The following is a 22,647-nucleotide window of genomic DNA, read 5'->3' as shown; positions in this document are numbered from 1 at the left end:
TGCCTTCGTACTTTTCCAGACAGAGTGATGTTGTTGTGAAATCGCCGCGCGCGTTTCCGTTCGCGGCGCGACCTCCAGCGGGGCGCAGTGCTGCTCCGGACAAAGCTCTCCCGTGTAGCGACAACGCGCCACCGGTCAGATCAGTCGTTTGGAGAAGGTGCGTCCCGCGAGGTCAGCGCGTACTCGAGGGGCGCAGCGGGTGGGAGTGGACGTCCGAGGGGTCGATTACGGTACCACTGGAAACCTGCACTTCAGCTGTCGTGGCGTCGACTGCAGAGATGATCCCGTAAGACATAGTTCCTCCCCCTCCCCGCCGCGACGTGTCGCGGCGAGCTGTCAGCTCGCTTGTGTCTTCAAATCCGTGTTGCCGCTACCGAACATCGAAATGTCCCGCGCTGCCGCCGCGTAGTCCTCGTCAACCCGTTCGCTCGCTCCGCGTTCCCGCTGCCAGATTCCGACGGCTTGTCCTGGTCTCTCTTGTTCGATCCCCCGAATGGCCGGGGCATCGCCGGAGAAATTTTGACACAGGCCAGCCGTCCTCATATCGCTATGAGTTGTCAATCTAGCTTCGCTTGGAGAGCGTCGCTAACGCGCACACCGCCGCCGATTTGCGCGTCCGCCCTTGGGTCTCAAACCGCGCTGATCTGGAGAGCCGTGGGCGTCGCGAACAACAAGACAATTACACCAAGAGCATTTTCTGACAATCCGGGGATTCGACGGAGATCGCGACTCTTCGCGACTGTTGCCGAGCTGCCGATGCAGGGCCGAGAATACAAGCTCATGAATCTGCGCACAGAATCCTGCGTGTCACAAACCGCGGTGCAATACCAAAAAATTTTCATAAAAAATTTACGTTGGCTCTTGTGCCGATCGATTTTCCAATCGCTCTCTAGCACTATGTGCATAAGTAACTCGCGAAGCGTCATTTTTCACGATTACTTTTGCAGGGTAACTCCCCGCGCAATTTTCGAGGCGGGATGTACGCCACTATTCCATCTACGTTACGTAGTGCAGGATACTTTCGCGCGAGCGTGACGCGTTAAGCATGCGTATCCGGTGAACTACGGACGCGACGAAACATGACACGCGTTTCGTGACACTGCAATTGCAAGCAATATCGTGTGACGAAACATCCACGACAAAAAACAAAAAGCCCGGCGCGAGCCGGGCTTCGTGACGAATATATTTTTCAGTCAGCTTTACTTCGCGAGCTTCGCGATCTGATGCGAGAGGCGCGACACCTTCCGGCTCGCGTTGTTCTTGTGAATGATGTTGCGCTGCGCCGCCTTCATCAGCTCGGGCTCGGCGCGGACCATCGCCTTGAGTGCTGCCTCGCGATCGCCGCGCTTGATCGCCTCCTCGACGGTGCGGACCGCGCCACGCATCTGGGTGCGGCGCGACTTGTTGACGATGGTGCGGCGGGCAATCTTGCGGGTCGCCTTCTTGGCGGAGGTGGTGTTGGCCATGGTCGGTCTCTAACTGTCCTTCGGCGGTGACGCTCGGTGGTCGGGCTCGCGCGCACCGGCCGGTTCAAATCTCTACTCGGGTGTATTGTCCAAGGGTAGCTTGATCCAAGGGTAGCTTGATCCAAGGGTAGCTTGGCGTGTTCTTGAGGCGGCCATGCGAGGAGCGCAAAACGCTGTCCCGACCTGCGGCACTGTCCAAAGAACAGCGGCGGCAGGATTGCGCCCGCCGCCATCGGCCGGTCTTATAGATGGCGCAGGCCATAGCGTCAACGCTTTCCGGGGCCAAAAACGGCCCGAAATCGGGCCCGCGATGGGCGGATAAGGTGCTGAAGAGGTTGAATTTCCGGGGGGCGCCCGGTAAGGCCTGACGACGCGTGGGGCGCGACAGCAAGTTAGGGTGACGCATGATCCGCGGTTTTTTCCGACTTATCGGCCTGTTGCTGCTGGCCGGCGGATTCGTCTTCATGGTCTATGACGGCGCCCGCTACGTTGCCGACCAGAGCCTGCGGTTCACCCGGTTCGGCCAGTTCTGGAACGACATCCACCAGTCCAGCCAGGCCGCGTTCCGCGCCTGGGTGGAAGGGGTCGCGCCCTGGGTCTGGAACGACGTGGTCAGGGTGATCCTGGAGCAGCCGGTGTTTGCGGTGCTCGGCATTGCCGGCCTGCTGCTGATGATCCTGTTCCGGCCCCGCAAGCGCCTGATCGGCTACACGCGGGACTGAGCCTTTGCGGTGCCGCCCGTAACGGGGCTGCCATCAATTGCGTAACAACCTATATAGGTGACAGCCCGGCCCGCAGGCCGCTGCCCGCGTCGGCCGATGTCCCGCCCGGAGGTAATCCATGCTGTTCATGCGCAAGACCACCGCGTTGCCGAGCGCCGCCGAGGCGCTGCCGGGCCGCGCGACACCGATTCCGACCGCGACCACGCACTTCGTCAACGGCAGCAAGCTGCAGCCGCCTTACCCGCAAGGCCTCGAGCAGGCGGTGTTCGCGCTCGGCTGCTTCTGGGGCGCGGAGCGCAAGTTCTGGGAGCTCGGCGACGGCATCTACACCACCGCGGTCGGCTATGCCGGCGGCCACACGCCGAACCCGACCTATGAAGAGGTGTGCTCGGGGCGCACCGGCCACACCGAGGTGGTGCTGGTCGTGTTCGATCCGAAGAAGATCTCCTACGAGAAGCTCTTGAAGACGTTCTGGGAGAACCACGACCCGACCCAGGGCATGCGCCAGGGCAACGACGTCGGCACGCAGTATCGCTCGGCGATCTACACCTTCAGCGATGCGCAGCGCAAAGCCGCCGACGAGTCGAAGGCGATGTATCAGAAGGCGCTCGCCGCGAAGGGTCTCGGCGCCATCACCACGGAGATCGCGCCGTCGGGCGCGTTCTACTTCGCCGAGGACTATCATCAGCAGTATCTCGCCAAGAACCCGGCGGGCTATTGCGGGCTCGGCGGCACCGGCGTGTCCTGCCCGATCGGCGTCGGCGTGTCCGCCTGATCGGATGTCCTGCCGGGTGTGGTCAGGCTCGCGCGGATCACGCTCTAAGTCGAAGGGAAGCCGGCGTTTCCGGCTTCCCTGGCGCCCGCCGAAAACCCTTTATTAACCATAACCGGTGCAAGACTGGGGCTGTCTCTCGGTTTAAGGGATGGCTCCGGTGCGGGTTGCGCGCGCGTTACGATTGCCGATCATCGCCATCACGGCTGCGCTTGCGCTGTCCGGCTGCATGCGGACGTCCGGTCCGGTCGCCGTCGCCCCGCCGCCGGGCGATCCCGATTCCGTCGCCTACGGCCAGTACGCGCCGGCCCCCGTCGCGGATGCCAGCGGCGGCGGCGCGATCAGCGCGTTGCGTTCCGCCTTTGCCAGCGCGCCGCGTGGCTATGCGGTGCCGGCCACCGTCCAGATGGCCGCCGGGCCGCCGGCCTATGGCCAGCCGCCGATCGAATTGGCTCGTTCCGACAGCGGCTATCATCTCGGCCCTGGCGACAAGCTACGCGTCGTGGTCTACGGCCAGGAAGGCCTCACCAACACCTATGCGATCGACGCCGCCGGTTCGATCACCATGCCGCTGATCGGCTCGGTGCCGGCGCGCGGTCGCACGCCGGCCGGGCTCGCGGCCGAAATCTCCGGCAGGCTGCGCAACGGCTTCATCCGCGAGCCGTCGGTGGCGGTCGAGATCGAGGCCTATCGCCCGTTCTTCATCCTCGGCGAAGTCCAGGCCCCCGGCCAATATCCCTACGTGCCCAACATGACGGTGGAGAGCGCGATCGCGATCGCCGGCGGCTTCTCGCCGCGCGCCAAGCGCGACAGCGTGACGCTGACCCACACCGACGCGTCCGGCTCCGGCCGCTTCGTGGTGCCGCTGGGCACGCCGATGAGCCCCGGCGATACCGTGTTCGTCAGCGAGCGCTGGTTTTGACGAAGGACAACGTCCTTCGTCATCCCGGGGCGATGCAAAGCATCGAACCCGGGATCTCGAGATTCCGGGTCTGGTGCTGGCGCACCATCCCGGAATGACGTGTGTGACATTCAGCGCAAATGCTTGCCGAAAAATTCCAGGCTGCGCGGCCAGGCGATGTCGGCGCTGGCCTTGTCATAGCTCGCGCGTTCGTCGCAGTGAAAGCCGTGCTGGGCGCCGGGATAGATGAAGACCTCGACCTCGGGCCGCTTCGACTTGATGGTCTCGACATCACTCAAGGGAATGCCGGCGTCCTTCTCGCCGAAATGCAGTTGCGTCGGCACTGCCGGCTTGTCGTCGGCGAAGCGCACGATGGCGCCGCCGTAATAGCCGACCGCGGCCGAGAGCCCGGTCAGCTTGGTTGCGGCCGAATAGGCGATGCTGCCGCCGAGGCAGAAGCCGATGATGCCGACCGGGCCAACCGATTTGACGGCGTCGATGGCCGCCTGGGCGTCGCGCAGCATCGCGGGAAAATCCGGGTTGGCGACGAATTTGCGCGCATTGGCGACTTCATCGGGCGAATAGCCGCATTGGAAATTCGGCTCGATGCGATCGAAGATCGACGGCGCAATCGCGACATAGCCTTCCTGCGCCAGCCGGTCGCAGACCGAGCGGATGTGGTGGTTGACGCCAAAAATCTCCTGGATCACGACGATCGCGCCCTTCGGCGCGCTGGCCGGATCGGCGCGATACGCGCCGAGTTCAAATCCGTCAGAAGCCTTCAGCTTGAGATCTTGTCCCATGGGTCATCCTTGTCAGGTGAGCGGATAGTTTGTTGGTGATGCGGAGGCGTCGGCTGTTTTTGGCATGATCTTTTCGGAAAACCGGTTCCCACTTTTCCGGATTATGCTCTAACGCCACATCCAGTTCTCGCCCCAGTCGGCCTTCCAGCCGGCGAGGCGGCCCTTGCGGAATTGCAAATAGAGGCGGTCGCGGTGGGGAACCAGCCCGCTGCCGCCGAGATCGCGAAAGGTCAGAAAGACCTCATGGCCCGGCCGCCCGCGCACATAAATGAGCGGCGTGCCGAGCGCGCGCTGGGCGTCGTCGACGCCCATGCCGAACACCAGTGGCGTGGTGTTCGACAGCGTCGCGGTGAACGTATCCGGCGCGGTGACGAACGGCTGCGCTTTCTGGGCACCGGCGATGCCCGTTGTGACGGCGACCAGCAGCAGGGCGATGACGAGCGTCTTCATGCGCTACCCTTGAGACGATCGAGGAACGGCAGCACCGCGTCGATGAAGGCTTGCGGCTGGTCGATGTTGACGGCGTGGCCGGCGTTCGGGATCACCACCTTCTGCGCGCGCGGGATCTTTGCCGCCATGTAGTCGGAGGCGGCCAGGAACGGGGTGTCGTCGGCGCCGACCACGACCAGCGACGGCACCTTGATGTCCGGCAGTGACTCGATCACCCGCGCGTCGCGTTGCGCCAGCATACCGCGCGCGGCGAGCGCCAGGCCCTTTGCGTTGCGATGCGTGACCGAGGCGCGCTCGGCGCTCAGGGTTTTCAGCACCTCGAGCCCTTCGCGATCGAAGCGGTCGCCGGTGTCGCGGGCCCGCGTGTTCCAGACCTCGCGAGCGTCGTCCTTCTTGAAGCCGGGGCCGGTGTCGATGATCAGCAGCGCCCGCACCCGCTCCGGATGGGCGCGGTGGAAGGCCAAGGACATATACCCGCCGAGCGACAGGCCGCCGACGATCGCCTTCCCGGCGCCGACGGCGTCGAGCAGGGCGGCGATGTCGCCGACCGTCAATTGCTCGCTGTAGGCTGTGGGATCATCCGGGTAGTCCGATTGGCCGTGGCCGCGCATGTCCCACAGCACCAGGGTGTGGCGTCGCGACAGCGCGTCGATCTGGCCCTGCCACATCGCCGAGGTCGATGAATAGCCGTGGGTGAGGATGAGCGGCGGACCGCTGCCGTGAACCTCGTAGTAGATCTCGACGCCGCTGCGGTTGAGCTTGGCCATTCACGGGCTCCTTGTCGTCGTTGTCGATCTCCGGCGGCGCAACCGCTCCCAGTCGATGCCACCGATAAGACATCGGTGCTGGCTTTTCAAAAGCTTCCGCATTGCCGCAGCGCACAAGGGGCATCTTCGAAAATTAATTGCATTCGAGCAATTCCAAATTGGATTGCCTCCAGCCGGTAACCGGATCATTGTCATGGCAACTGTCGCTTACCCGGTGGGCGGCAGCCGAGACCCAACAGTGAGCTGCCGCCGTAAGCGGCTTCATACACCGGAAGGGGAGAGAGATGCCAAATCTCAATATCAACGGACGGAATATGTCCGTCGAGGCGGCCAACGACACGCCGCTGCTATGGGTCATCCGCGAACAGTTGCAGATGACCGGCACCAAGTTCGGTTGCGGCGCTGGCTTGTGTGGCGCCTGCACGGTCCACCTCAACGGCGAAGCCGTGCGGTCCTGCCAGACCTCGGTCGCCGACGCCGCCGGCAAGAAGATCACCACCATCGAGGGACTCTCCGCCAAAGGCGATCATCCGCTGCAGAAGGCCTGGATCGCCGAGCAGGTGCCGCAATGCGGCTACTGCCAGTCCGGCCAGATCATGCAGGCGGCCGCGCTGCTGTCGAAGAATTCCAACCCGACCAAGGACGAAGTGGTCGCGCATATGGACGGCAATCTCTGCCGTTGCATGACCTATTCAAGAATTCAGAAGGCGATCATGCGGGCGGCATCCGAAATGCGCACCGCGTCGGCCACCGGAACCGAGCGGAGGGCCACATGAACAAGCACGTCAAGGACGTCACCCCCGAGACCACAGACCTCAGCCGCCGCTCCTTCCTGGTCGGCACCGCTGCAACCGGTCTGGTGCTCGGCTATGCCGGCGTGCCCGGCATCGAGCAGGCCGCCGCAGCGGCGCCCGCCAATTTCGAGCCGAGCGTCTGGTATTCGATCGCGCCCGACGGTCTCGTCACCGTGACCTGCGGCAAGGCCGACATGGGCCAGCACGTCGCCTCGACCATGGCGCAGATCGTCGCCGAAGAGCTCGGCGCGAACTGGAAGGACATGCGGGTCCAGCTCGCCTCCAACGATCCGAAGTTCAACGACCCCGTGCTCGGGGCGCAGATCACCGGCGGCAGCTGGTCGACCATGATGAACTTCGATGCGATGAGCCGTGCCGGTGCCGCAGGGCGCATGGCGTTGACCGAGGCGGCGTCCGCCTCGATGGGCGTGCCCGCGAACGAGTGTGTGGTGCGCTCGTCCACGATCAGCCATCCGAAGTCGAAGAAGTCGATGTCGTTTGCCGACGTCGTGAAGAGCGGCAAGGCGACCAAGACTTTCACGGCCGACGAGTTGAAGGCGATCAAGCTGAAGTCGCCCGATCAGTACACCATGATCGGCGTCTCGGTGCCGCAACTCGACATTCCGTCGAAGACCAACGGCACGGCGAAATACGGCATCGACGTGATGCTGCCGGGTATGGTGCACGGCGCCATCGTGACCCCGCCGGTGCGCTACGGCGCCACCGTGAAGTCGGTCGACGACAGCGCAGCCAAGAAGGTGCCGGGCTACATCAAGGCGGTGACGCTCGACGACAAGACCGGGACCACGACCGGTTGGGTTGTCGCCGTCGCCAATACCTATGCCAACGCCAAGAAGGCGGCCGCGGCGCTGAAGATCAGCTACGACGGCGGCCCGAACGCAAAACTGTCGAGCGAATCGCTGTTCGCCGAGGCCAAGCGGCTGCAGGGGCTCAGCGACTCCGGCGAGTTCTTCGTCAAGGACGGCGATCCCAACGCGGCGTTCGGCTCCGCGGCCAAGGTGCTGGAGGCGGAGTACACCACCAACATCAACATCCATGCGCCGATGGAGCCGATGAACGCCACTGCGGAGTTCAAGGGCGACATCCTGCACATGTATTCCGGCAACCAGTTCGCGACCCGCTCCGGCGCGATCGCGGCCGGCGCGGCCGGGATCGATCCGAAGTATGTCGTGATGCACCAGATGTGGTTGGGTGGCGGCTTCGGCCGGCGGCTCGACGCCGACATGATGGTGCCCGCGGTGCAGGCGGCGAAGGCTGTCGGCAAGCCGGTCAAGGTGATCTACACGCGCGAAAACGACATGACGATGGATTTCTCGCGTCCGCTCACCTACCAGAAAGTGAAGGCCGGCATGGACGGCGACGGCAAGATCGTCGCGATGAGCCATGACGTGGTCTCGGCTTGGCCGACCGCGCGCTGGGGAATCCCCGATTTCCTGACGCCCTCGGTCGACAAGAAGGGCCCGCTCGATTCATTCACGGTGAACGGCGCGGACTTCTTCTACACAGTGCCCAACCACTATGTGCGGGCGATCAAGAACGAGATGGCGCACAACGCCACCCCGTCGGGTCAGCTGCGCTCGGTGGCGCCAGGTTGGACCTTCTGGGCCGTGGAAAGCATGATCGACGAGATCGCACACGCGACCGGCAAGGATCCGGCGCAGCTGCGCATCTCGCTGCTCGACGGCAAGGGCAAAAATGACGGCGGCGCGCAACGCCTCCGCAACACCTTGCTCGCTGCGATGGGCCTCGCCGGTTACGGCACCAAGCAGCTGCCGAAGGGTGAAGGCATGGGCGTCGCCTGCGTGTCGTCGCAGGAGCGCGCCACCGCCAGCTGGACCGCCTGCGTCGCCCATGTCGCGGTCGCGCCGTCGGGCGAGGTGACGGTGAAGAAGCTGACGGTCGCAACCGACGTCGGCACCCAGGTCAATCCCGACGGCATCCGGGCCCAGGTCGAGGGCGCGGCGCTGTGGGGCATGTCGCTGGCGCTGTTCGAGAAGGCGACGTTGAAGGACGGCGGCATCGAGCAGACCAACTTCGACAGCTACACGCCGCTGCGGATGAGCCAGATGCCGGAGGTCGCGGTCAACGTCATCGCCAACGGCGAAAAGGCCACCGGGGTCGGCGAGCCCGCGGTGACGGTGGTGGCGCCGGCGATCGGCAATGCCGTGTTCAACGCGGTCGGCGCCCGCGTCCGCGGGCTACCGATCACCGCGGAGGCGGTGAAGGCGGCGATGAAGGCCTGAACAAAGCGTCTTCCGCTTGCAAAAAGATCGGCCGCCGGGGGCATTTCCCCGGCGGTTTGTTTTTGGGGCCCCTGATCTTGCTGGCGGATTCCGCGGTTCCTCAAATTGTATGCATTGTGCTTAACCGCCGTTCAGCATCCCCATTAAGCCGGAGGGAACGCATCGTCAGGTAGCGTCGCCCGGTCGGTCGGTTACCGCGACGGGGATTGCATGACAGCCTTAGCCAACAACACTTCGAAGCGCCGCCTGTTGCTGGCGTCGGACCGCAGCGATCAGAGCAACGAACTCGCCAGCATCCTGCGGTCGGTTGGCGAGGTCGACACCGTCCTGACCTCCGAGATTCCCGAGCAGCCGGCCCGCGACCTCTCCGGCATCGTGGTCGACATCAACCTGCGCTCGCCCGAAGCCGTGCAACTGGTCCGCGCCAAGCTGCAGGCCGACGCCTATCGCGAGATGCCGCGGCTGTTCGTGCTGGCGGATGCGCTGCACCACGCCTCGATGCAGGCTTGGGCGCTCGGCGCCACCGACACGATCTCGCGGCCGTTCGATGCGCGCGGCATCCTGCAGCGCATCCGCGCCGCCTTCCCCGACGACAGCGGCTATGACGAAACCGACCGCGGCAAGGCGCTCAACCGCGGCGTCGAGGCCGCGCACGGCGTGATGGTCAAGATCTTCGAGCGGATGCGCGCCGGCGAGCCGCTGAAATACGACGACATCGTCGCGGCCGAGAACAAGATCCTCAAGGCGATCAAGCACAATTCGCTGCGCGAGTGGCTGACCACGGTCGGCTGCCATCACCAGGAAACCTATCGCCACTGCCTGTTCGTGACCGGCTTTGCGGTGGCGTTCGCGCAGCATCTCGGCATGCGCGAGGACGACCAGCGCCGGCTCGCCCGCGCCGCGCTGCTGCACGACGTCGGCAAGGCCTTCATTCCGGTGGCGCTGCTCGACAAGCCCGGCCCGTTGACGGTCGAGGAAATGGCCGAGATGCGCGAGCATCCGCGCCGCGGCTACGAGGCGCTGTCGGCGCAGGGCGGCTTTCCGCCGGAAATGCTCGACGTGATCCTGCATCACCACGAATTTCTCGACGGCACCGGCTATCCGAACGGGCTGAGCGGCAACCAGATCAGCGACATCGTCCGCGTCACCACCATCGTCGACGTCTACGCCGCGCTGGTCGAAAAGCGCGCCTACCGCCTGCAATTCACCCACGCCAAGGCGTTCTCTATGATGGAGGAGATGGCCGGCAAGCTCGACCAGCAATTGCTGCAGGCGTTCCGCCCGGTGGCGTTCGGGCATTACTGAGCCCTTCTCTCCCCGCGTCATTGCGAGCGAAGCGAAGCAATCCATCTCTCCCCGCGTGCGGAGAGATGGATTGCTTCGTCGCTTTGCTCCTCGCGATGACGGTTGGGGCAAGGACTCTAGCCAATCAACGCAAGTCCGCGTCCTTAACCCCGCCTAGATTCCGGTGATCATCGGCGCGATCAATGCGCAGATGGCAAGGACGACCCATGGACACGACGGCAACTGAAAATCTCGATATCCCCGCCGATATCGCGGCGACCCTGGTCGATCCGGTCGCCTATGCCGACCACCGCATCCACGACAGCTATCGCTGGCTGCGCGCCAACAATCCGCTCGGCATCGCGCGGGTGGAGCGGTTCGAGCCGTTCTGGGTGGTTACCAAGCACGCGCAGATCCAGGCCGTCAGCCGTCAGAACGAGCTGTTCCACAATGCCGATCGCGCCACCACGCTGACGCCGGAAGCGGTGGTGGAGCGCATCCGCAAGATCACCGGCGGGCCGAATCTGGTGCGCTCCCTGGTGCAGATGGATGCGCCAGATCATCCAAAGTATCGCGCGCTCACCCAAGGCTGGTTCATGCCGAACAATCTCGGCAAGTTCGAAGCCCGCGTCCGCCAGATCGCGCGCGCCACGGTGCAGCGGATGCTCGACAAGGGCGGCGCTTGCGATTTCGTCGATGACGTCGCGCTCGGCTATCCCCTGCACGTCATCATGGAGATCCTCGGCGTGCCGGAAGCGGACGAGCCGCGCATGCTCAAGCTGACGCAGGAGCTGTTTGGTCCGCAGGATCCCGACACTGCGCGCATCCGCGAGGCGTTGAGCGCGGAACAATACTCCGGGATGATGCAGGCGGTGGTGGCCGACTTCTCCGCCTACTTCCGCACCATCACCGAAGATCGGCGCCGCAACCCGCGCGACGATCTCTCCACCGTCATCGCCAACGCAAAGATCGGCGGCGAATACCTGCCCGAGCTCGACGCCACCAGCTACTACATCATCGTCGCGACCGCGGGCCACGACACCACCTCGTCCTCGACCGCGGGCGCGATCTGGGCGCTGGCCGAGGACCCCGCCGAGTTCGCCAAGGTGAAGGCCAATCCGGAGCTGATCCCGGGCCTGGTCGACGAGGCGATCCGCTGGATGACGCCGGTCAAGCATTTCATGCGTTCGGCCACCGCGGACACCGAGCTCGGCGGCCGCCGCATCGCCAAGGGCGATTGGCTGATGCTGTGCTACGCCTCGGGCAACCGCGACGAGGAGGTGTTCGAGGACCCCTACCGCTTCCGCAGCGACCGCAAGCCGAACCGCCATGTCGCGTTCGGCTACGGCGCGCATCTCTGCCTCGGCCAGTATCTGGCCAAGCTCGAAATGCGCATCCTGTTCGAGGAACTGCTGCCGCGGCTGAAATCGCTGTCGCTCGACGGCGAGGTGAAGATGACGCAGGCCTATTTTGTCAACGGCCCGAAGAAGCTGCCGATCCGGTTCGAGGTGAACTGACGGCCACCCCACGCATGTTGCTGTGTAGCCGGCTATTTCCCCGTCATTGCGAGCCAACGGGTCGCGCGGACGCGCGCCCGATGACAGGCTCCGCGAAGCAATCCATGGTTCCGCATATGCGGCTGGATGGATTGCTTCGCTTCGCTCGCAATGACGCGGGGTGAAGCAGGATTCTAATCCACCATCTTCCTCAGCTCCGCCTTCGCGATCTTCTCCAAGGTCGAGCGCGGCATGTCGTCGACAAAGCGAATCTCGCGCGGCACCTTGAAGTCGGCGAGGCTGGAGCGGCAGGTCGTCATCACCCTGTCGTGCAGATCGGCCGGCAAGGCGGCGACGCCGGCCTGCGGGATGATGAAGACCACCGGCACCTCGTCCAGCATTGGGTGCTTCTTCGCCACCACGGCGACCTCGCGCACGCCCGGGATCACCGCGATCACCTGCTCGATCTCGGAGGCCGCGACATTCTCGCCGCCGACCTTCAGCATGTCCTTGGCGCGGTCGCCGAATCTCATGTAGCCGCGCTCCAGCCGCGTGACGCGGTCGCCGGTGATGAAATAGCCGTGCTCGTCAAAGCTCTCGCGCGTGGCCTTCTCGTTGTGCAGGTACTCGGCGAACAGCGACAGGCCGGGAATGCCCTTGATCAGGAGATTGCCGGTCTCGCCGACGCCGGTGGACGTGCCGTCATCGTTGGTGATGCGGATCTCGTATTCCGGCGCGGCGCGGCCAATCGACATCGGGATGTTGGGCTGGTCGATCTCGCCGACGATGCCGTGGGTGATGGTTTCGGTCATGCCCCACCAGCCGATGATCTTGACGCCGAATGCGGCGAACGCCGGCGGCTCGTTGACCGCGGTGCCCCACAGCCGGAATGTGTGCTGCTTGGGAATCTCGCGCTCGAGCAGCGCCTTCATGCAGAACGGAATGGTCGAGGTCCAGGTGCAGCCATGCTCCAGCGCCACCGGCCAGAACCGGCTGGCCGAGAAGCGCGGCTGGATCACGCAGGTTGCGCCGACCCACAGCGAGGCCAGCATCGAATAGGCCAGCGCATTGGTGTGGAACAGCGGCAGATAGGTCTGGTGCACGTCTGACGCATGCAAGTCCTGATGCGCGGCGTTGATCTTGGCGCCCCACAGCGCGTTGGCATGCGTCCACAGCACCGCCTTCGGCCGCGATGTGGTGCCGGAAGTGTATTGCACGCTGCACGGGGCGAGCGGATCGGTCGGGCGGCGCGGCCGGTCGGCGCTGTCGGCGAACAGCGCCTCAAAGCTGTCGCCGCGCGACGGCGCCGTTGCGGGCGCTTGTCCTGCATCGTGGGAGATCACGGCGATCCAGCGCAGGCCCTTGCAGTTGGCGGCGACCAGCTCGGCATAGGCCGGCTGGGTGATCGCGGCGACCGCGCCGCAATGGCCGGCAAAATACTCGATCTCGGCGGCGGCCGAGCGGGTGTTCGTGGTGACGGCAATGGCGCCGAGCTCGACACAGGCGAACCAGGCCATGACAGCCTCGATGCAATTGTCGAGATGGATCAGCACATAGTCGCCTTGCCGGATGCCGCGCTTCGCAAGCCCCGCCGCCAGCGCGCCGACCCGCTCGCGGAATTCGCCATACGTCCAGCGCCGCGCCGGCGCGTCGAAAGGCGCCCAGGTCAGGAACGGATGATCGCGCCGCAGCTCGGCGCGCATCTGCAGCAGCCACGGCACGTCGAGCCCCGCAAATGGCCCCACGATGCCCGGCGCCGCCGTTGAGTTGGTCATGCGTCCTCCCGCGCAGCTTCAGCGGCTGCTTGCTTGATGTCTTGGCGAAGCGTTTTGCCACCGGTCGGGGCAATGGGCAAATCGAGATTTGGCAGGGCCTATCCGCGTGTCATTGCGAGCGGAGCGAAGCAATCCATCGTGCCGCTTGTGGAGGTATGGATTGCTTCGCTGCGCTCGCAATGACGCGGCGAGATCGTGCAAAATCTCGGGACAGCCTATTTCGCGCCGTCCTCATACGACGAAATCTCGATCAGGCTGCCGTCGGGGTCGCGGCAGTAGACCGAGCGCAGCGTGCCGCGCGCGCCCTGCCTGGCCACCGGCCCTTCCTCGATCTTGACGCCATTGGCCTTGAGATGCGCGACCACTTCCGCCGGCGTGCTCGAGGTGAGGAAGCAGAGGTCGTCGCTGCCGGCCGTCTCGTGATCTGCGGTGAACCACTCGACCTTGTCGGCATCGCGCGGCCGCACGTTGATCTTCTGATGGCCGAACACCAGCGAGGTGCGCGGCGTCTTGCCGTTGCCGGGATCAAACACCTTCACTTCCATGCCGAGGATCCTGCTGTACCAGGCAACCGAGCGCACGACATCGGTGACGTTGATCACGAGATGGTCGAGCGCATTCACCTTGACGGCCATCGTAGATCCTTTCGGCTTAGCCTTTCGTCGCGGTCGGCTGCATTCGTGTCGCACTGGCCGCATCCGGCATTGTTTGTTAAAACCCCGCCGCTTGCAACTCAACAGAAACGGGCAGGGCGCCAAACCCTGCCGCATCGGGAGAAACTTCAATGATTTCACGCCGCACCGCGCTGGGCCTGATCGGGTCGGGGATTTCGACATTCGCGATCGGCCGCGCCTCCGCCGCCGACTATCCGGCGCGGCCGGTGCGCTGGATCGTCGGCTATCCGCCGGGCGGCGCCACCGACATCATCGCGCGCCTGGTCGGGCAGCGGCTGTCGGAACGGCTCGGCCAGCAATTCGTGATCGAGAACAAGCCGGGCGCCGGCAACAACATCGCCACCGAGGCCGCGATCAACGCCGAGCCCGATGGCTATACCGTGCTGCTGGTCAATCCGGCGAACTACATCAACGCGTCGCTCTACGCCAACCTGAAGTTCAACTTCGTGCGCGACATCGCGCCGATCGCCTCGTTCAACCGCGTCCCCAACGTGATGACGGTCAACAAGGACGTGCCGGCCAAGAACGTCGCCGAGTTCATCGAATACGTGAAGGCGAACCCCGGCAAGGTGAACATGGCCTCGTCCGGCAACGGCACCTCGGTGCATCTGTCCGGCGAGATGTTCATGGCGATGACCGGCTGCAAGATGCAGCACGTGCCGTATCGCGGCGCGGCGCCGGCGATCACCGATCTGCTCGGCGGCCAGGTGCAGGTGATCTTCGACAACATGCCCTCGATCATCCAGCACATCCGCTCCGGCGCGCTGCGCGCGCTCGGCGTGACGTCGACGGAACGTTCCGCGCAATTGCCCGACGTGCAGGCGGTCGCAGAGACCGTGAAGGGCTATGAGGCGAGCGCGCTGTTCGGCATGGGGGCGCCGAAGAACATGCCGAAGGAATTGATCGCCAAGCTCAACACCGAGATCAACGCCATTCTCGCCGAGCCCGACATGAAGAAGCGGCTGGTCGAACTCGGCGGCGATCCGCTGATCCAGACGCCGGACGCGTTCGGCAACGACATCAAGGCCGAGACCGACAAGTGGAAGAAGGTGGTCGAGTTCGCCGGCCTCAAGGTCGAGTAAGTCGCCAACAGCGCTCACCGTTGAAAGGAGCCAGCCCCGCCGCAAGGCGGGGCTTTGCTTTTGCGGGCACCGCCGTCTTGACGCGATCGTGATGCCGCGCCCTTGACGCCGCGCCGATTGCGCCTATACTAAACCACATGGTTAAGTATCAAGACGAGACGCTGGACCGCACCTTCGCTGCGCTGTCCGACCCGACCCGCCGGGCCTTGCTGGCCCGGCTCGGCGGCCGCGACAGCCTGTCGGTGAGCGAGCTGGCGCAGCCGTTTGCGATGTCGTTGCCGGCGATCATGAAGCATCTCGACGTGCTTTCGGATGCCGGCCTGATCGCCCGCGAGAAGACCGGCCGCACGGTGGCCTGCCGGCTCACCGCGAGACCGATGGAGCAGGCGATGAACTGGCTCAATCGCTACGCGCAATTCTGGTCCGACAATCTCGACCGCCTTGCCGCTTTTGTGGAGGACAACCCATGGTCAATCAATCGGCCAACAGCACCGCAGCCGACGCCGGCTTCGCCGCGCGCCCGGACACGCGTCCAAGCCTCACCCTCACGCGGCGCCTCCGGGCGCGGCCGGAAAGGGTCTACGCCGCGTGGACCGAGCCGGAAAACCTAGCGCAGTGGTTCGGGCCCGGGCAGGTCAAATCAGGCACCACGCGCGCCGAGCTCGATGTCCGCGTCGGCGGCCGCTACCGCATCAGCTTCTCGGGCTCGAACGGCGAATATCACGAGGTCGGCGGCGTCTATCGTGAGGTGGTGCCGAACGAACGGCTGGTGTTCAGCTGGGCCTGGCATTCGACGCCGGAGCGCGAGTCGCTGGTCACGATCTCGATCAAGCCCGAGGCCGGCGGCACGCTGCTCACCTTCCATCACGCGCAATTCGCCGACGAGGCCGCCCGCGACAATCACCAGCGCGGCTGGACCGAGTCCCTCGGCAATCTGGAAAATTTCGTCAACGCCTGACCGCTGTCGAAAGGAGCATTTCATGCAACAGCACAAGATCGTCTCGCGCGAGGAATGGATCGTAGCCCGCAAGGCGCTGATGGCCGGCGAGAAGGAGCTGACGCAGGCGCGCGAAGCGCTGAGCCGCCAGCGCCGCGAGCTGCCCTGGGTCAAGGTCGACAAGCCCTATCTGTTCGACGGGCCGACCGGCAAGGTCACGCTCGGCGACCTCTTCAAGGGCCGGCCGCAACTCGTGGTGCAGCACATCATGTTCGCGCCCGAATGGGATGTGGCCTGCAAGAGCTGCTCGTTCTGGGCCGACGGTTATGACCGCATGGCGCCGCATCTCGCCGCGCGCGACACCGCGATGGCGGGAATTTCGCGCGCGCCCTTGGCAAAGCTCGAGGCGTTCAAGCAGCGGATGGGCTGGAGCTTCGACTGGGTGTCGTCGGGGGATAACGACTTCAACTACGATTACGGCGTCACCTTCACCCGCGAGCAGATGGACAAGGGCGAGGCGCAGTACAATTTCGGCACCACGCCGCCCTATGGCGACGAATTGCCTGGGGTCAGCGTGTTCTACCGCGACGATTCCGGTGCCGTGTTCCACACCTATTCCACCTTCGCGCGCGGCCTCGACATGATGAACGCCGCCTATCACTATCTCGATCTGACGCCGCTCGGCCGTCACGAAGAAGGGCTGCCCTATCCGATGGATTGGGTGCGGCTACGTGACCAGTACCAACCGGCACCGGTTCAGGCATCCTGCTGTCACGGTTGATGCGAGCACGTTTGCGCTCCGTCATTGCGAGCGGAGCGAAGCAATCCATGGCGCCGCAAGCGGTGAAAGGGATTGCTTCGTCGCTTCGCTCCTCGCAATGACGCTGGAAGGAATCCCCCCATGCCCTACGTCGATGGCTTCATCGTCGCCGTGCCGAAGAAGAAACTCAAGGCCTATGCAAAACTGTCGAAGATGGCCGGCAAGATCTGGCGCGAATACGGCGCGCTGGATTATCGCGAATGGGTCGCCGACGACGTCAAGCCGGGCAAGCTGACCTCGTTTCCGCAAAGCGTGAAGCTGAAATCCGGCGAGACCGTCGTGTTCGCCTGGATCACCTACAAGTCGCGCGCCCAGCGCGACAGGATCAACGCCAAGGTGATGGCGGATCCCCGCCTCGCATCGATAAACAAGGACAACGTGCCGTTCGACGCCGCGCGGATGATCTATGGTGGCTTTGCTCAGCTGGTGAAGGTGTGAGCGGCCCGCCTTCATGCGGGATCTGTGCAGGATTCGTGCAGTAACTTGCAGTTAAACATCTTGAAGCGCGCGCGGTAGGCAGCCGCTTGCGTTTGCTTGGTGAGCCCGTATACTTTGCAGTACAAAGTTCGGGCGAATCATGCGTGACCTCGACAAGGCATTGGCCGACATCCTCGCGATCCGCAATCAGATTGCGGCGGGCACTGCGTTCCGCGGCTACGGCCCGGCCACTGTCGCCGCAACGAGCGGCATCGCGCTCGTCACCGCATTCGCCCAGTATCTGTGGCTCGCCGACCCCACCTCGCATCCGATCGTCTTTCTCGCCGGCTGGGCCGCGGCCGCGCTGCTGTCGGCCGTGCTGATCTGGGTCGAGATGCAGGCGCGCTCGCGGCGGCATCACTCCGGTCTCGCCGATACCATGGTGCAGCAGGCGATCGAGCAGTTTGTTCCTGCGGCGATCGCCGGCGTGCTGCTCGCGGTCCTGCAATGGAAATTCGCGCCGGAGACGCTGTGGATGCTGCCCGGCCTGTGGCAGGTGCTGGTCAGCCTCGGCGTGTTCGCCTCGGTGCGCCTCCTGCCGCGCACGATTGCGCTGGGCGGCGCCTGGTATTTTCTCTCGGGCTTCACGGTGCTCCTGATCGCAAGTCAGAGCCACGCGTTGTCGCCCTGGACCATGGGACTGCCGTTCGCGATCGGCCAATTGCTGCTCGCGGCGCTGCTGTATTTTGCCTCCGGAGACGATGATGCCGAAGATTGACATGACCAGCGCGCCGTTCGCCTATGAAGGCCTCGACCGCGTCATCCATGAGAAGGCACGGCTCGGCTTGCTGACCTCGCTGATGGCGCACCCGAAGGGGCTCGCCTTCGCCGATCTCAAGCAGTTGTGCGGCCTGACCGACGGCAATCTCTCCAGGCATTTGCAGGTGCTGCAGGAGGCGGGGCTCGTCGATGTCATCAAGGGCTATGAGGGCAACCGTCCGCACACCACCTGCCGCCTGACCAAGACCGGCCGCCGCCGCTTCCTCGACTATCTCGCCGTGCTCGAGCAACTGGTGCGTGACGCGGCGAAAGCCGCCGGCAAGGACGCGGGCGCGCCTGGTCGCCTCGGCGTCCAGACCGCCTGATCACCATGATGGATTTTTTTGCCCGGAGACTTTGTGATGCAAAGTAACGTCGCGCTCAAGTTGGACCCCGCCGCACGGCTGCATGTCGGCATCATCATGGACGGCAATGGCCGCTGGGCGACCCGCCGCGGACTGTCGCGGTTGCGCGGCCATGAGGCCGGCGTCGAGGCGATCCGCCGCGTGGTCGAGGCGGCGCCGGACCAGGGCGTCGGCACGCTGACGCTCTACGCCTTCTCCAGCGACAATTGGCGCCGCCCCAAGGCCGAGGTCACGGCGCTGATGGGACTGCTCCGGTTCTATCTCGCCAACGAAGTCGCGGCGCTGGTGCGCAATGGCGTCCGCCTCACCGTGATCGGCCGCCGCGACCGCCTGCCGGACGGCATCGCCAGCGCGATCACCCGCGCCGAGGCCGCGACGTCGGGCGGCACCACGTTGCATCTGCGTATCGCGATCGACTATTCGGCGCGCGACGCCATCCTGAACGCCGCGGCGCGCGCCGGCGCCGTCGGCCAGCTCAGCCGCGAGAGCTTTGCCGATCTCATCACCGGCGAAGCCGGCCTGCGCGACGTCGATCTGATCATCCGCACCTCCGGCGAGAAGCGGCTGTCGGACTTCCTGCTCTGGGAAGGCGCCTATGCCGAGCTGCATTTCACCGACCGGATGTGGCCCGAATTCGACGGCGACGCGCTCGCCGATGCGCTGGCCGCCTTCCACCGCCGCGAACGCCGCTTCGGCGGGCTGACAGCGATCGCACCGGCGGAGGTGCCGAACCTGTAAGAGCAGAATACGACTGCTCTCCCTCTCCCGCTTGCGGGGAGGTGAATCCGCTAACACGGTCGTTTTCGGCGTCAAAACCGGCTAGGCTTCGCCGTTCCGAAACGGTTCCAAGCGAAGCCCGATGCTAAAGCCTTCCGATACCACCGCCGTGACCCTTGCCGATGTGCGCCGTGCTGCGGACGTGATCCGCGGCCACGTCATGGTCACGGCCTGCAATGAAAGCCGCACGCTCGGCGAGATCTGCGGCTGCCGCCTGTTCCTCAAATTCGAGAATTTGCAGTTCACCGCGACCTTCAAGGAGCGCGGCGCGCTCAACCGCTTGCAGGCGCTATCGGACGCGGAACGCAGGCGCGGCGTGATCGCGATGTCGGCCGGCAATCACGCCCAGGGCGTGGCCTATCACGCCAGGCGGCTCGGCATTCCCGCCACCATCGTGATGCCGATCGGCACGCCGATGGTGAAGATCGAGAACACCCGCCGCCACGGCGCCGAGGTCCTCATCATCGGCCAGACGCTGGAGGAGTGTTTTGCCTTCGTCAAATCGCACGCCGCCGAGCGCGACCTGATCCTGGTCCATCCCTATGACGATCCCTTGATCATCGCCGGCCAGGGCACCATCGGGCTGGAGATGCTCGAGGCGGTGCCGGAGCTCGACATCCTGGTGGTGCCGATCGGCGGCGGCGGGCTGATCTCCGGCATCGCGACCGCGGCGAAGGCGCTGAAGCCGTCGGTGCAGGTGATCGGGGTGCAGGCGCAGCTCTATCCGTCGATGTACAACGCCGTCAAAGGCGCGAACCTGCCGATGCGCGGCGATACGCTCGCCGAGGGCATCGCGGTCAAGTCGCCCGGCGCGATCACGACAAAGATCGTCCGCGACCTCGTCGACGACATCTTGCTGGTGAGCGAGGACCAGATCGAGCGCGCCGTCGCCACCCTGATCTCGATCGAGAAGACAGTGGTCGAGGGCGCCGGCGCGGCCAGCCTCGCCGCCGTGCTCGCGACGCCGGAGCGCTTTGCCGGCCGCAAGGTCGGCCTGGTGCTGACCGGCGGCAACATCGACACGCGGCTGATCGCCTCGGTGCTGACCCGCGAGCTCGCGCGCGAGGGCCGGCTGACCCAGCTTGCGCTCGACATCGTCGACCGCCCCGGCCAGCTCGCCGCGGTCTGCGACCTGCTGGCGTCAGCCGGCGCCAACATCATCGAGGTCTCGCATCAGCGCACCTTCTCCGACCTGCCGGCCAAGGCGACGTTGCTGGAACTCGTGATCGAGACCCGCGACCGCGCCCATCTCGAGGACGTACTGGCCCAGCTCGGCACGGCTGGATTTGCGGTGAGGGAGAGTTGAGCGGCGTGGTCGACGTCGCGCACCGAGGTTCCTAATCCGTCATCCTGAGGTGCGAGCCCTGCAGCGCAATGCGCTGCTGGGCGAGCCTCGAAGGATGAATCGGCCCGGCTGGTGGCCGTCGATCCTTCGAGGCTCGCCGAAGAGGCTCGCACCTCAGGATGACGGAGTTGGATTGTTCTCGCGGCTCCATCCACGTCATTGCGAGCCAACGGGTCGCGCGAACGCGCGCCCGATGACAGGCTCCGCGAAGCAATCCATCGCTCGGCATATGCGGAAGCATGGATTGCTTCGCTTCGCTCGCAATGACGGCGATAGTTGATCCTCACGGCTCCTCCACCGCCATCGCCGCCAGCTTCGCAATCGTGTTGATATTGCGCGCGGTGCCCTTGGCGGCGGCGGGGATTTTTAGCTTGGAGCGGCCCATGCCGCTGCCATAGGCGACATAGATCTCACGCTTGCCGAGCCGCACCTCCTCGTCCTGCTGGCCCTTGATCTGCTTCAGCGCATCCTTCGGCGGCGGCTCGTCGAGGAAGATCGCGACCGTGTAGTTCGGCGGCGCCTTCGGAAACGGATTGGCCTTCAGCACTGCGGCGATCTCATCCGCGCTCCTGATAACGACGCCGACCGGCTTGCCGGCATAGGCCGCGAGCCGCTGCTCCAGCACCGCCTTGACCTTCGCCGCGCCGAGCTTTGAGGAGAACACCACATTGCCGCTGGCGATGTAGGTCTGGACCTTGCCAAAGCCCTCGTCCTCGCACATCGCCTTCAGCTCGGTCATCGGCAGCTTGCCGGTGCCGCCGACATTGACGGCGCGGAGCAGGGCGACGTAACGGGGCATCAGCGCCTCATGTCAGCAGCAATTCCATGCCGGGGTCGCCCTTTTCCATGGCGCGCCGGTAGGCCGGGCGCGCGCCAATACGGCCGAGATAAGCCCTGATGTTGGGGCAGCGGCCGAAATCGTAAGGCAGGAAGTAGCGCATGGTCGTCAGCGAGAAGCCGGTCATGATATCGGCCGCGGTGAATTCGTCGCCCGCGAGATAGTTGTTGTCACGCACCCTGGCGTCGATCAGATCGAACGAGCGGTCGACCCGCGCTTTGGTCGCCACCAGCATCGGATTGTCGGCGGGCAGGTTGAGCCGGTTCAGGATCATGTTACGGCCGAGCTGCGCCTGCAGCGTGCCGTTGGCGAAATGAAACCAGTGCAGGTACTGCGCGAAGTCGGGATGGTCCGGCTTCAGCGCCAGCCTGCCGCCGCCATGGCGGGCGATGATGTAGTCGACGATGGCGCCGGACTCCGCCAGCGTCAGCCCGCCGTCCGTGATCACGGGGGCGGTGCCGATCCAGTGCAGCGCCTTGTAGTCGGCCGGCGCCAGCATCGTGACCGGATCGCGCGCATAGCGCTGCAGCTCATAGGGGATCTCCAGCTCCTCGCAAAGCCAGACGATCCGCTCCGATTGCGACTTGCCGAGATGATGGACGGTGAGCATGCAGGGCTCCTTGTCAGGCGTCCGCTTTCTTCTTCGCGGTCTTCTTTGCCGGCGGCGGCTCTTCCATCGCCTTCTTCATGGCGCGGGCGTAGGCGTCGGCGGCGTTCTCGGCCGAGTTCTGCAGCCGCTTGGCGGTGGCGCTGGCGTTCTCCATGGTGCTCTTGGCCAGGAAACGGAAGCGCGCCTTGGCCTCCTTGTCCTTGGCCTTGGCGGCGCGCGCCGCCCAGACGGCCTGGCGCTTCTTCGCAGCCGCCATCACGGCCTTGGTCTGCACTCTTGCGGTTTGCCGGATGACGGCGTCGAGATCGGCTTCAGCCATAATGGATGCACTCATTGACGGGATGCGCGCCGGGCCGGCGCGCGGATCTGGAAGGGGAGCTATCACTAGCGCAACCGGCGCGATTTGAACATGCGCTCGTTTGCGCCGGCGATTGTGCCCGGCGGCGCCGTCCGGCATAACGGCCGGAGG

Annotated in this window: 24 protein-coding genes and 1 pseudogene; 16 read left to right on the top strand and 9 right to left on the bottom strand. The window is 64.9% G+C overall.

Annotation, left to right across the window (positions count from 1 at the left end; all coding sequences use genetic code 11):
* Window positions 1-1,199 precede the first annotated feature (1,199 nt).
* Window positions 1,200-1,466 (bottom strand): 30S ribosomal protein S20, encoded by a 267-nt coding sequence (gene rpsT / locus XH93_RS41820; protein ID WP_139487529.1) that lies wholly within the window; start codon window positions 1,464-1,466, stop codon window positions 1,200-1,202.
* Window positions 1,467-1,870: 404 nt separating this feature from the next.
* On the opposite strand from rpsT, the gene XH93_RS41815 reads away from it, so the two are divergent.
* The 3 genes from XH93_RS41815 (at window position 1,871) to XH93_RS41805 (ending at window position 3,882) form a co-directional block, all read left to right on the top strand.
* Window positions 1,871-2,188, top strand: a complete 318-nt coding sequence (locus XH93_RS41815) for a hypothetical protein (protein ID WP_139865028.1) — start codon at window positions 1,871-1,873, stop codon at window positions 2,186-2,188.
* A 118-nt stretch (window positions 2,189-2,306) separates the two neighbouring features.
* Window positions 2,307-2,963, top strand: a complete 657-nt coding sequence (msrA, locus tag XH93_RS41810) for a peptide-methionine (S)-S-oxide reductase MsrA (protein ID WP_194471914.1) — start codon at window positions 2,307-2,309, stop codon at window positions 2,961-2,963.
* 157 nt (window positions 2,964-3,120) lie between these two features.
* Window positions 3,121-3,882 (top strand): polysaccharide biosynthesis/export family protein, encoded by a 762-nt coding sequence (locus tag XH93_RS41805; RefSeq protein ID WP_371814882.1) that lies wholly within the window; start codon window positions 3,121-3,123, stop codon window positions 3,880-3,882.
* A gap of 110 nt (window positions 3,883-3,992) precedes the next feature.
* Here XH93_RS41805 and XH93_RS41800 read toward each other — a convergent pair whose 3' ends face one another.
* The 3 genes from XH93_RS41800 to XH93_RS41790 all read right to left on the bottom strand — a co-directional run bounded on the left by XH93_RS41800 (window position 3,993) and on the right by XH93_RS41790 (window position 5,881).
* Window positions 3,993-4,664, bottom strand: a complete 672-nt coding sequence (locus XH93_RS41800) for a dienelactone hydrolase family protein (RefSeq protein ID WP_194471913.1) — start codon at window positions 4,662-4,664, stop codon at window positions 3,993-3,995.
* A gap of 108 nt (window positions 4,665-4,772) precedes the next feature.
* Complete coding sequence (locus XH93_RS41795) at window positions 4,773-5,114, bottom strand: hypothetical protein (protein ID WP_194471912.1); 342 nt, start codon at window positions 5,112-5,114, stop codon at window positions 4,773-4,775.
* The gene (locus XH93_RS41790) at window positions 5,111-5,881 is read right to left on the bottom strand and encodes an alpha/beta fold hydrolase (protein WP_194471911.1); all 771 of its coding nucleotides are present in this window, start codon (window positions 5,879-5,881) and stop codon (window positions 5,111-5,113) included. Before XH93_RS41790 ends, XH93_RS41795 begins: the two co-directional genes overlap by 4 nt.
* A 284-nt stretch (window positions 5,882-6,165) precedes the next feature.
* Between XH93_RS41790 and XH93_RS41785 the strand changes: the two genes are divergently transcribed.
* The 4 genes from XH93_RS41785 to XH93_RS41770 all read left to right on the top strand — a co-directional run bounded on the left by XH93_RS41785 (window position 6,166) and on the right by XH93_RS41770 (window position 11,740).
* The gene (locus XH93_RS41785; RefSeq protein WP_139487522.1) at window positions 6,166-6,657 is read left to right on the top strand and encodes a (2Fe-2S)-binding protein; all 492 of its coding nucleotides are present in this window, start codon (window positions 6,166-6,168) and stop codon (window positions 6,655-6,657) included.
* Window positions 6,654-8,939: a molybdopterin cofactor-binding domain-containing protein gene (locus XH93_RS41780; RefSeq protein WP_194471910.1), complete on the top strand. Its 2,286-nt coding sequence runs from the start codon at window positions 6,654-6,656 to the stop codon at window positions 8,937-8,939. Before XH93_RS41785 ends, XH93_RS41780 begins: the two co-directional genes overlap by 4 nt.
* Before the next feature lie 210 nt (window positions 8,940-9,149).
* A complete protein-coding gene (locus XH93_RS41775) occupies window positions 9,150-10,244 on the top strand; it encodes an HD-GYP domain-containing protein (RefSeq protein ID WP_139487520.1) in 1,095 nt (364 codons plus the stop codon).
* 206 nt (window positions 10,245-10,450) lie between these two features.
* The gene (locus XH93_RS41770) at window positions 10,451-11,740 is read left to right on the top strand and encodes a cytochrome P450 (protein WP_139865021.1); all 1,290 of its coding nucleotides are present in this window, start codon (window positions 10,451-10,453) and stop codon (window positions 11,738-11,740) included.
* Between the two features lie 173 nt (window positions 11,741-11,913).
* Here XH93_RS41770 and XH93_RS41765 read toward each other — a convergent pair whose 3' ends face one another.
* Together XH93_RS41765 and XH93_RS41760 are read right to left on the bottom strand one after the other, a co-directional pair.
* Window positions 11,914-13,494, bottom strand: a complete 1,581-nt coding sequence (locus XH93_RS41765; protein WP_194471909.1) for an AMP-binding protein — start codon at window positions 13,492-13,494, stop codon at window positions 11,914-11,916.
* Between the two features lie 215 nt (window positions 13,495-13,709).
* Entirely contained in the window at window positions 13,710-14,129 is a 420-nt protein-coding gene (locus XH93_RS41760) for a VOC family protein (RefSeq protein ID WP_194471908.1), read from the bottom strand.
* A gap of 149 nt (window positions 14,130-14,278) precedes the next feature.
* Between XH93_RS41760 and XH93_RS41755 the strand changes: the two genes are divergently transcribed.
* The 9 genes and pseudogenes from XH93_RS41755 (at window position 14,279) to XH93_RS41715 (ending at window position 20,691) form a co-directional block, all read left to right on the top strand.
* The gene (locus tag XH93_RS41755) at window positions 14,279-15,250 is read left to right on the top strand and encodes a tripartite tricarboxylate transporter substrate binding protein (protein WP_139487516.1); all 972 of its coding nucleotides are present in this window, start codon (window positions 14,279-14,281) and stop codon (window positions 15,248-15,250) included.
* A gap of 137 nt (window positions 15,251-15,387) precedes the next feature.
* Window positions 15,388-15,861 (top strand): helix-turn-helix transcriptional regulator, encoded by a 474-nt coding sequence (locus tag XH93_RS41750; RefSeq protein ID WP_194471907.1) that lies wholly within the window; start codon window positions 15,388-15,390, stop codon window positions 15,859-15,861.
* Window positions 15,846-16,208: pseudogene (locus tag XH93_RS41745) on the top strand (SRPBCC domain-containing protein); the annotation flags it as partial. The gene XH93_RS41750 and the pseudogene XH93_RS41745, both read left to right, overlap by 16 nt.
* Window positions 16,209-16,230: 22 nt before the next feature.
* Complete coding sequence (locus XH93_RS41740; RefSeq protein WP_194471906.1) at window positions 16,231-16,968, top strand: thioredoxin family protein; 738 nt, start codon at window positions 16,231-16,233, stop codon at window positions 16,966-16,968.
* Window positions 16,969-17,088: 120 nt separating this feature from the next.
* On the top strand, window positions 17,089-17,445 hold the full coding sequence (locus tag XH93_RS41735) for a DUF1428 domain-containing protein (RefSeq protein ID WP_194471905.1): 357 nt from the start codon (window positions 17,089-17,091) through the stop codon (window positions 17,443-17,445).
* Window positions 17,446-17,584: 139 nt separating this feature from the next.
* Window positions 17,585-18,202 carry a hypothetical protein gene (locus XH93_RS41730; RefSeq protein ID WP_194471904.1) on the top strand — a complete coding sequence of 206 codons (618 nt, stop codon included), beginning with the start codon at window positions 17,585-17,587 and terminating at the stop codon, window positions 18,200-18,202.
* Window positions 18,186-18,569, top strand: coding sequence for a transcriptional regulator (locus XH93_RS41725; protein WP_139487511.1), 384 nt, complete (start codon window positions 18,186-18,188; stop codon window positions 18,567-18,569). Before XH93_RS41730 ends, XH93_RS41725 begins: the two co-directional genes overlap by 17 nt.
* Before the next feature lie 36 nt (window positions 18,570-18,605).
* On the top strand, window positions 18,606-19,346 hold the full coding sequence (locus XH93_RS41720) for a di-trans,poly-cis-decaprenylcistransferase (RefSeq protein ID WP_139487510.1): 741 nt from the start codon (window positions 18,606-18,608) through the stop codon (window positions 19,344-19,346).
* Between the two features lie 121 nt (window positions 19,347-19,467).
* Window positions 19,468-20,691, top strand: a complete 1,224-nt coding sequence (locus XH93_RS41715) for a threonine ammonia-lyase (RefSeq protein ID WP_194471903.1) — start codon at window positions 19,468-19,470, stop codon at window positions 20,689-20,691.
* A 322-nt stretch (window positions 20,692-21,013) separates the two neighbouring features.
* Here the strand turns inward: XH93_RS41715 and XH93_RS41710 are convergent, their stop codons facing one another.
* The 3 genes from XH93_RS41710 to XH93_RS41700 are packed head-to-tail and all read right to left on the bottom strand — an operon-like array spanning window position 21,014 to window position 22,512.
* Window positions 21,014-21,529: a DUF1697 domain-containing protein gene (locus XH93_RS41710; protein WP_194471902.1), complete on the bottom strand. Its 516-nt coding sequence runs from the start codon at window positions 21,527-21,529 to the stop codon at window positions 21,014-21,016.
* 7 nt (window positions 21,530-21,536) lie between these two features.
* Window positions 21,537-22,178, bottom strand: a complete 642-nt coding sequence (locus tag XH93_RS41705; protein ID WP_194471901.1) for a glutathione S-transferase family protein — start codon at window positions 22,176-22,178, stop codon at window positions 21,537-21,539.
* A 13-nt stretch (window positions 22,179-22,191) separates the two neighbouring features.
* Window positions 22,192-22,512 (bottom strand): hypothetical protein, encoded by a 321-nt coding sequence (locus XH93_RS41700; RefSeq protein ID WP_194471900.1) that lies wholly within the window; start codon window positions 22,510-22,512, stop codon window positions 22,192-22,194.
* Window positions 22,513-22,647: the final 135 nt, after the last annotated feature.

The sequence above is a fragment of the Bradyrhizobium sp. CCBAU 51753 genome (assembly GCF_015291565.1).
Lineage (GTDB): Bacteria > Pseudomonadota > Alphaproteobacteria > Rhizobiales > Xanthobacteraceae > Bradyrhizobium > Bradyrhizobium ivorense.
This window is presented reverse-complemented; position numbering and strand designations above follow the sequence as displayed.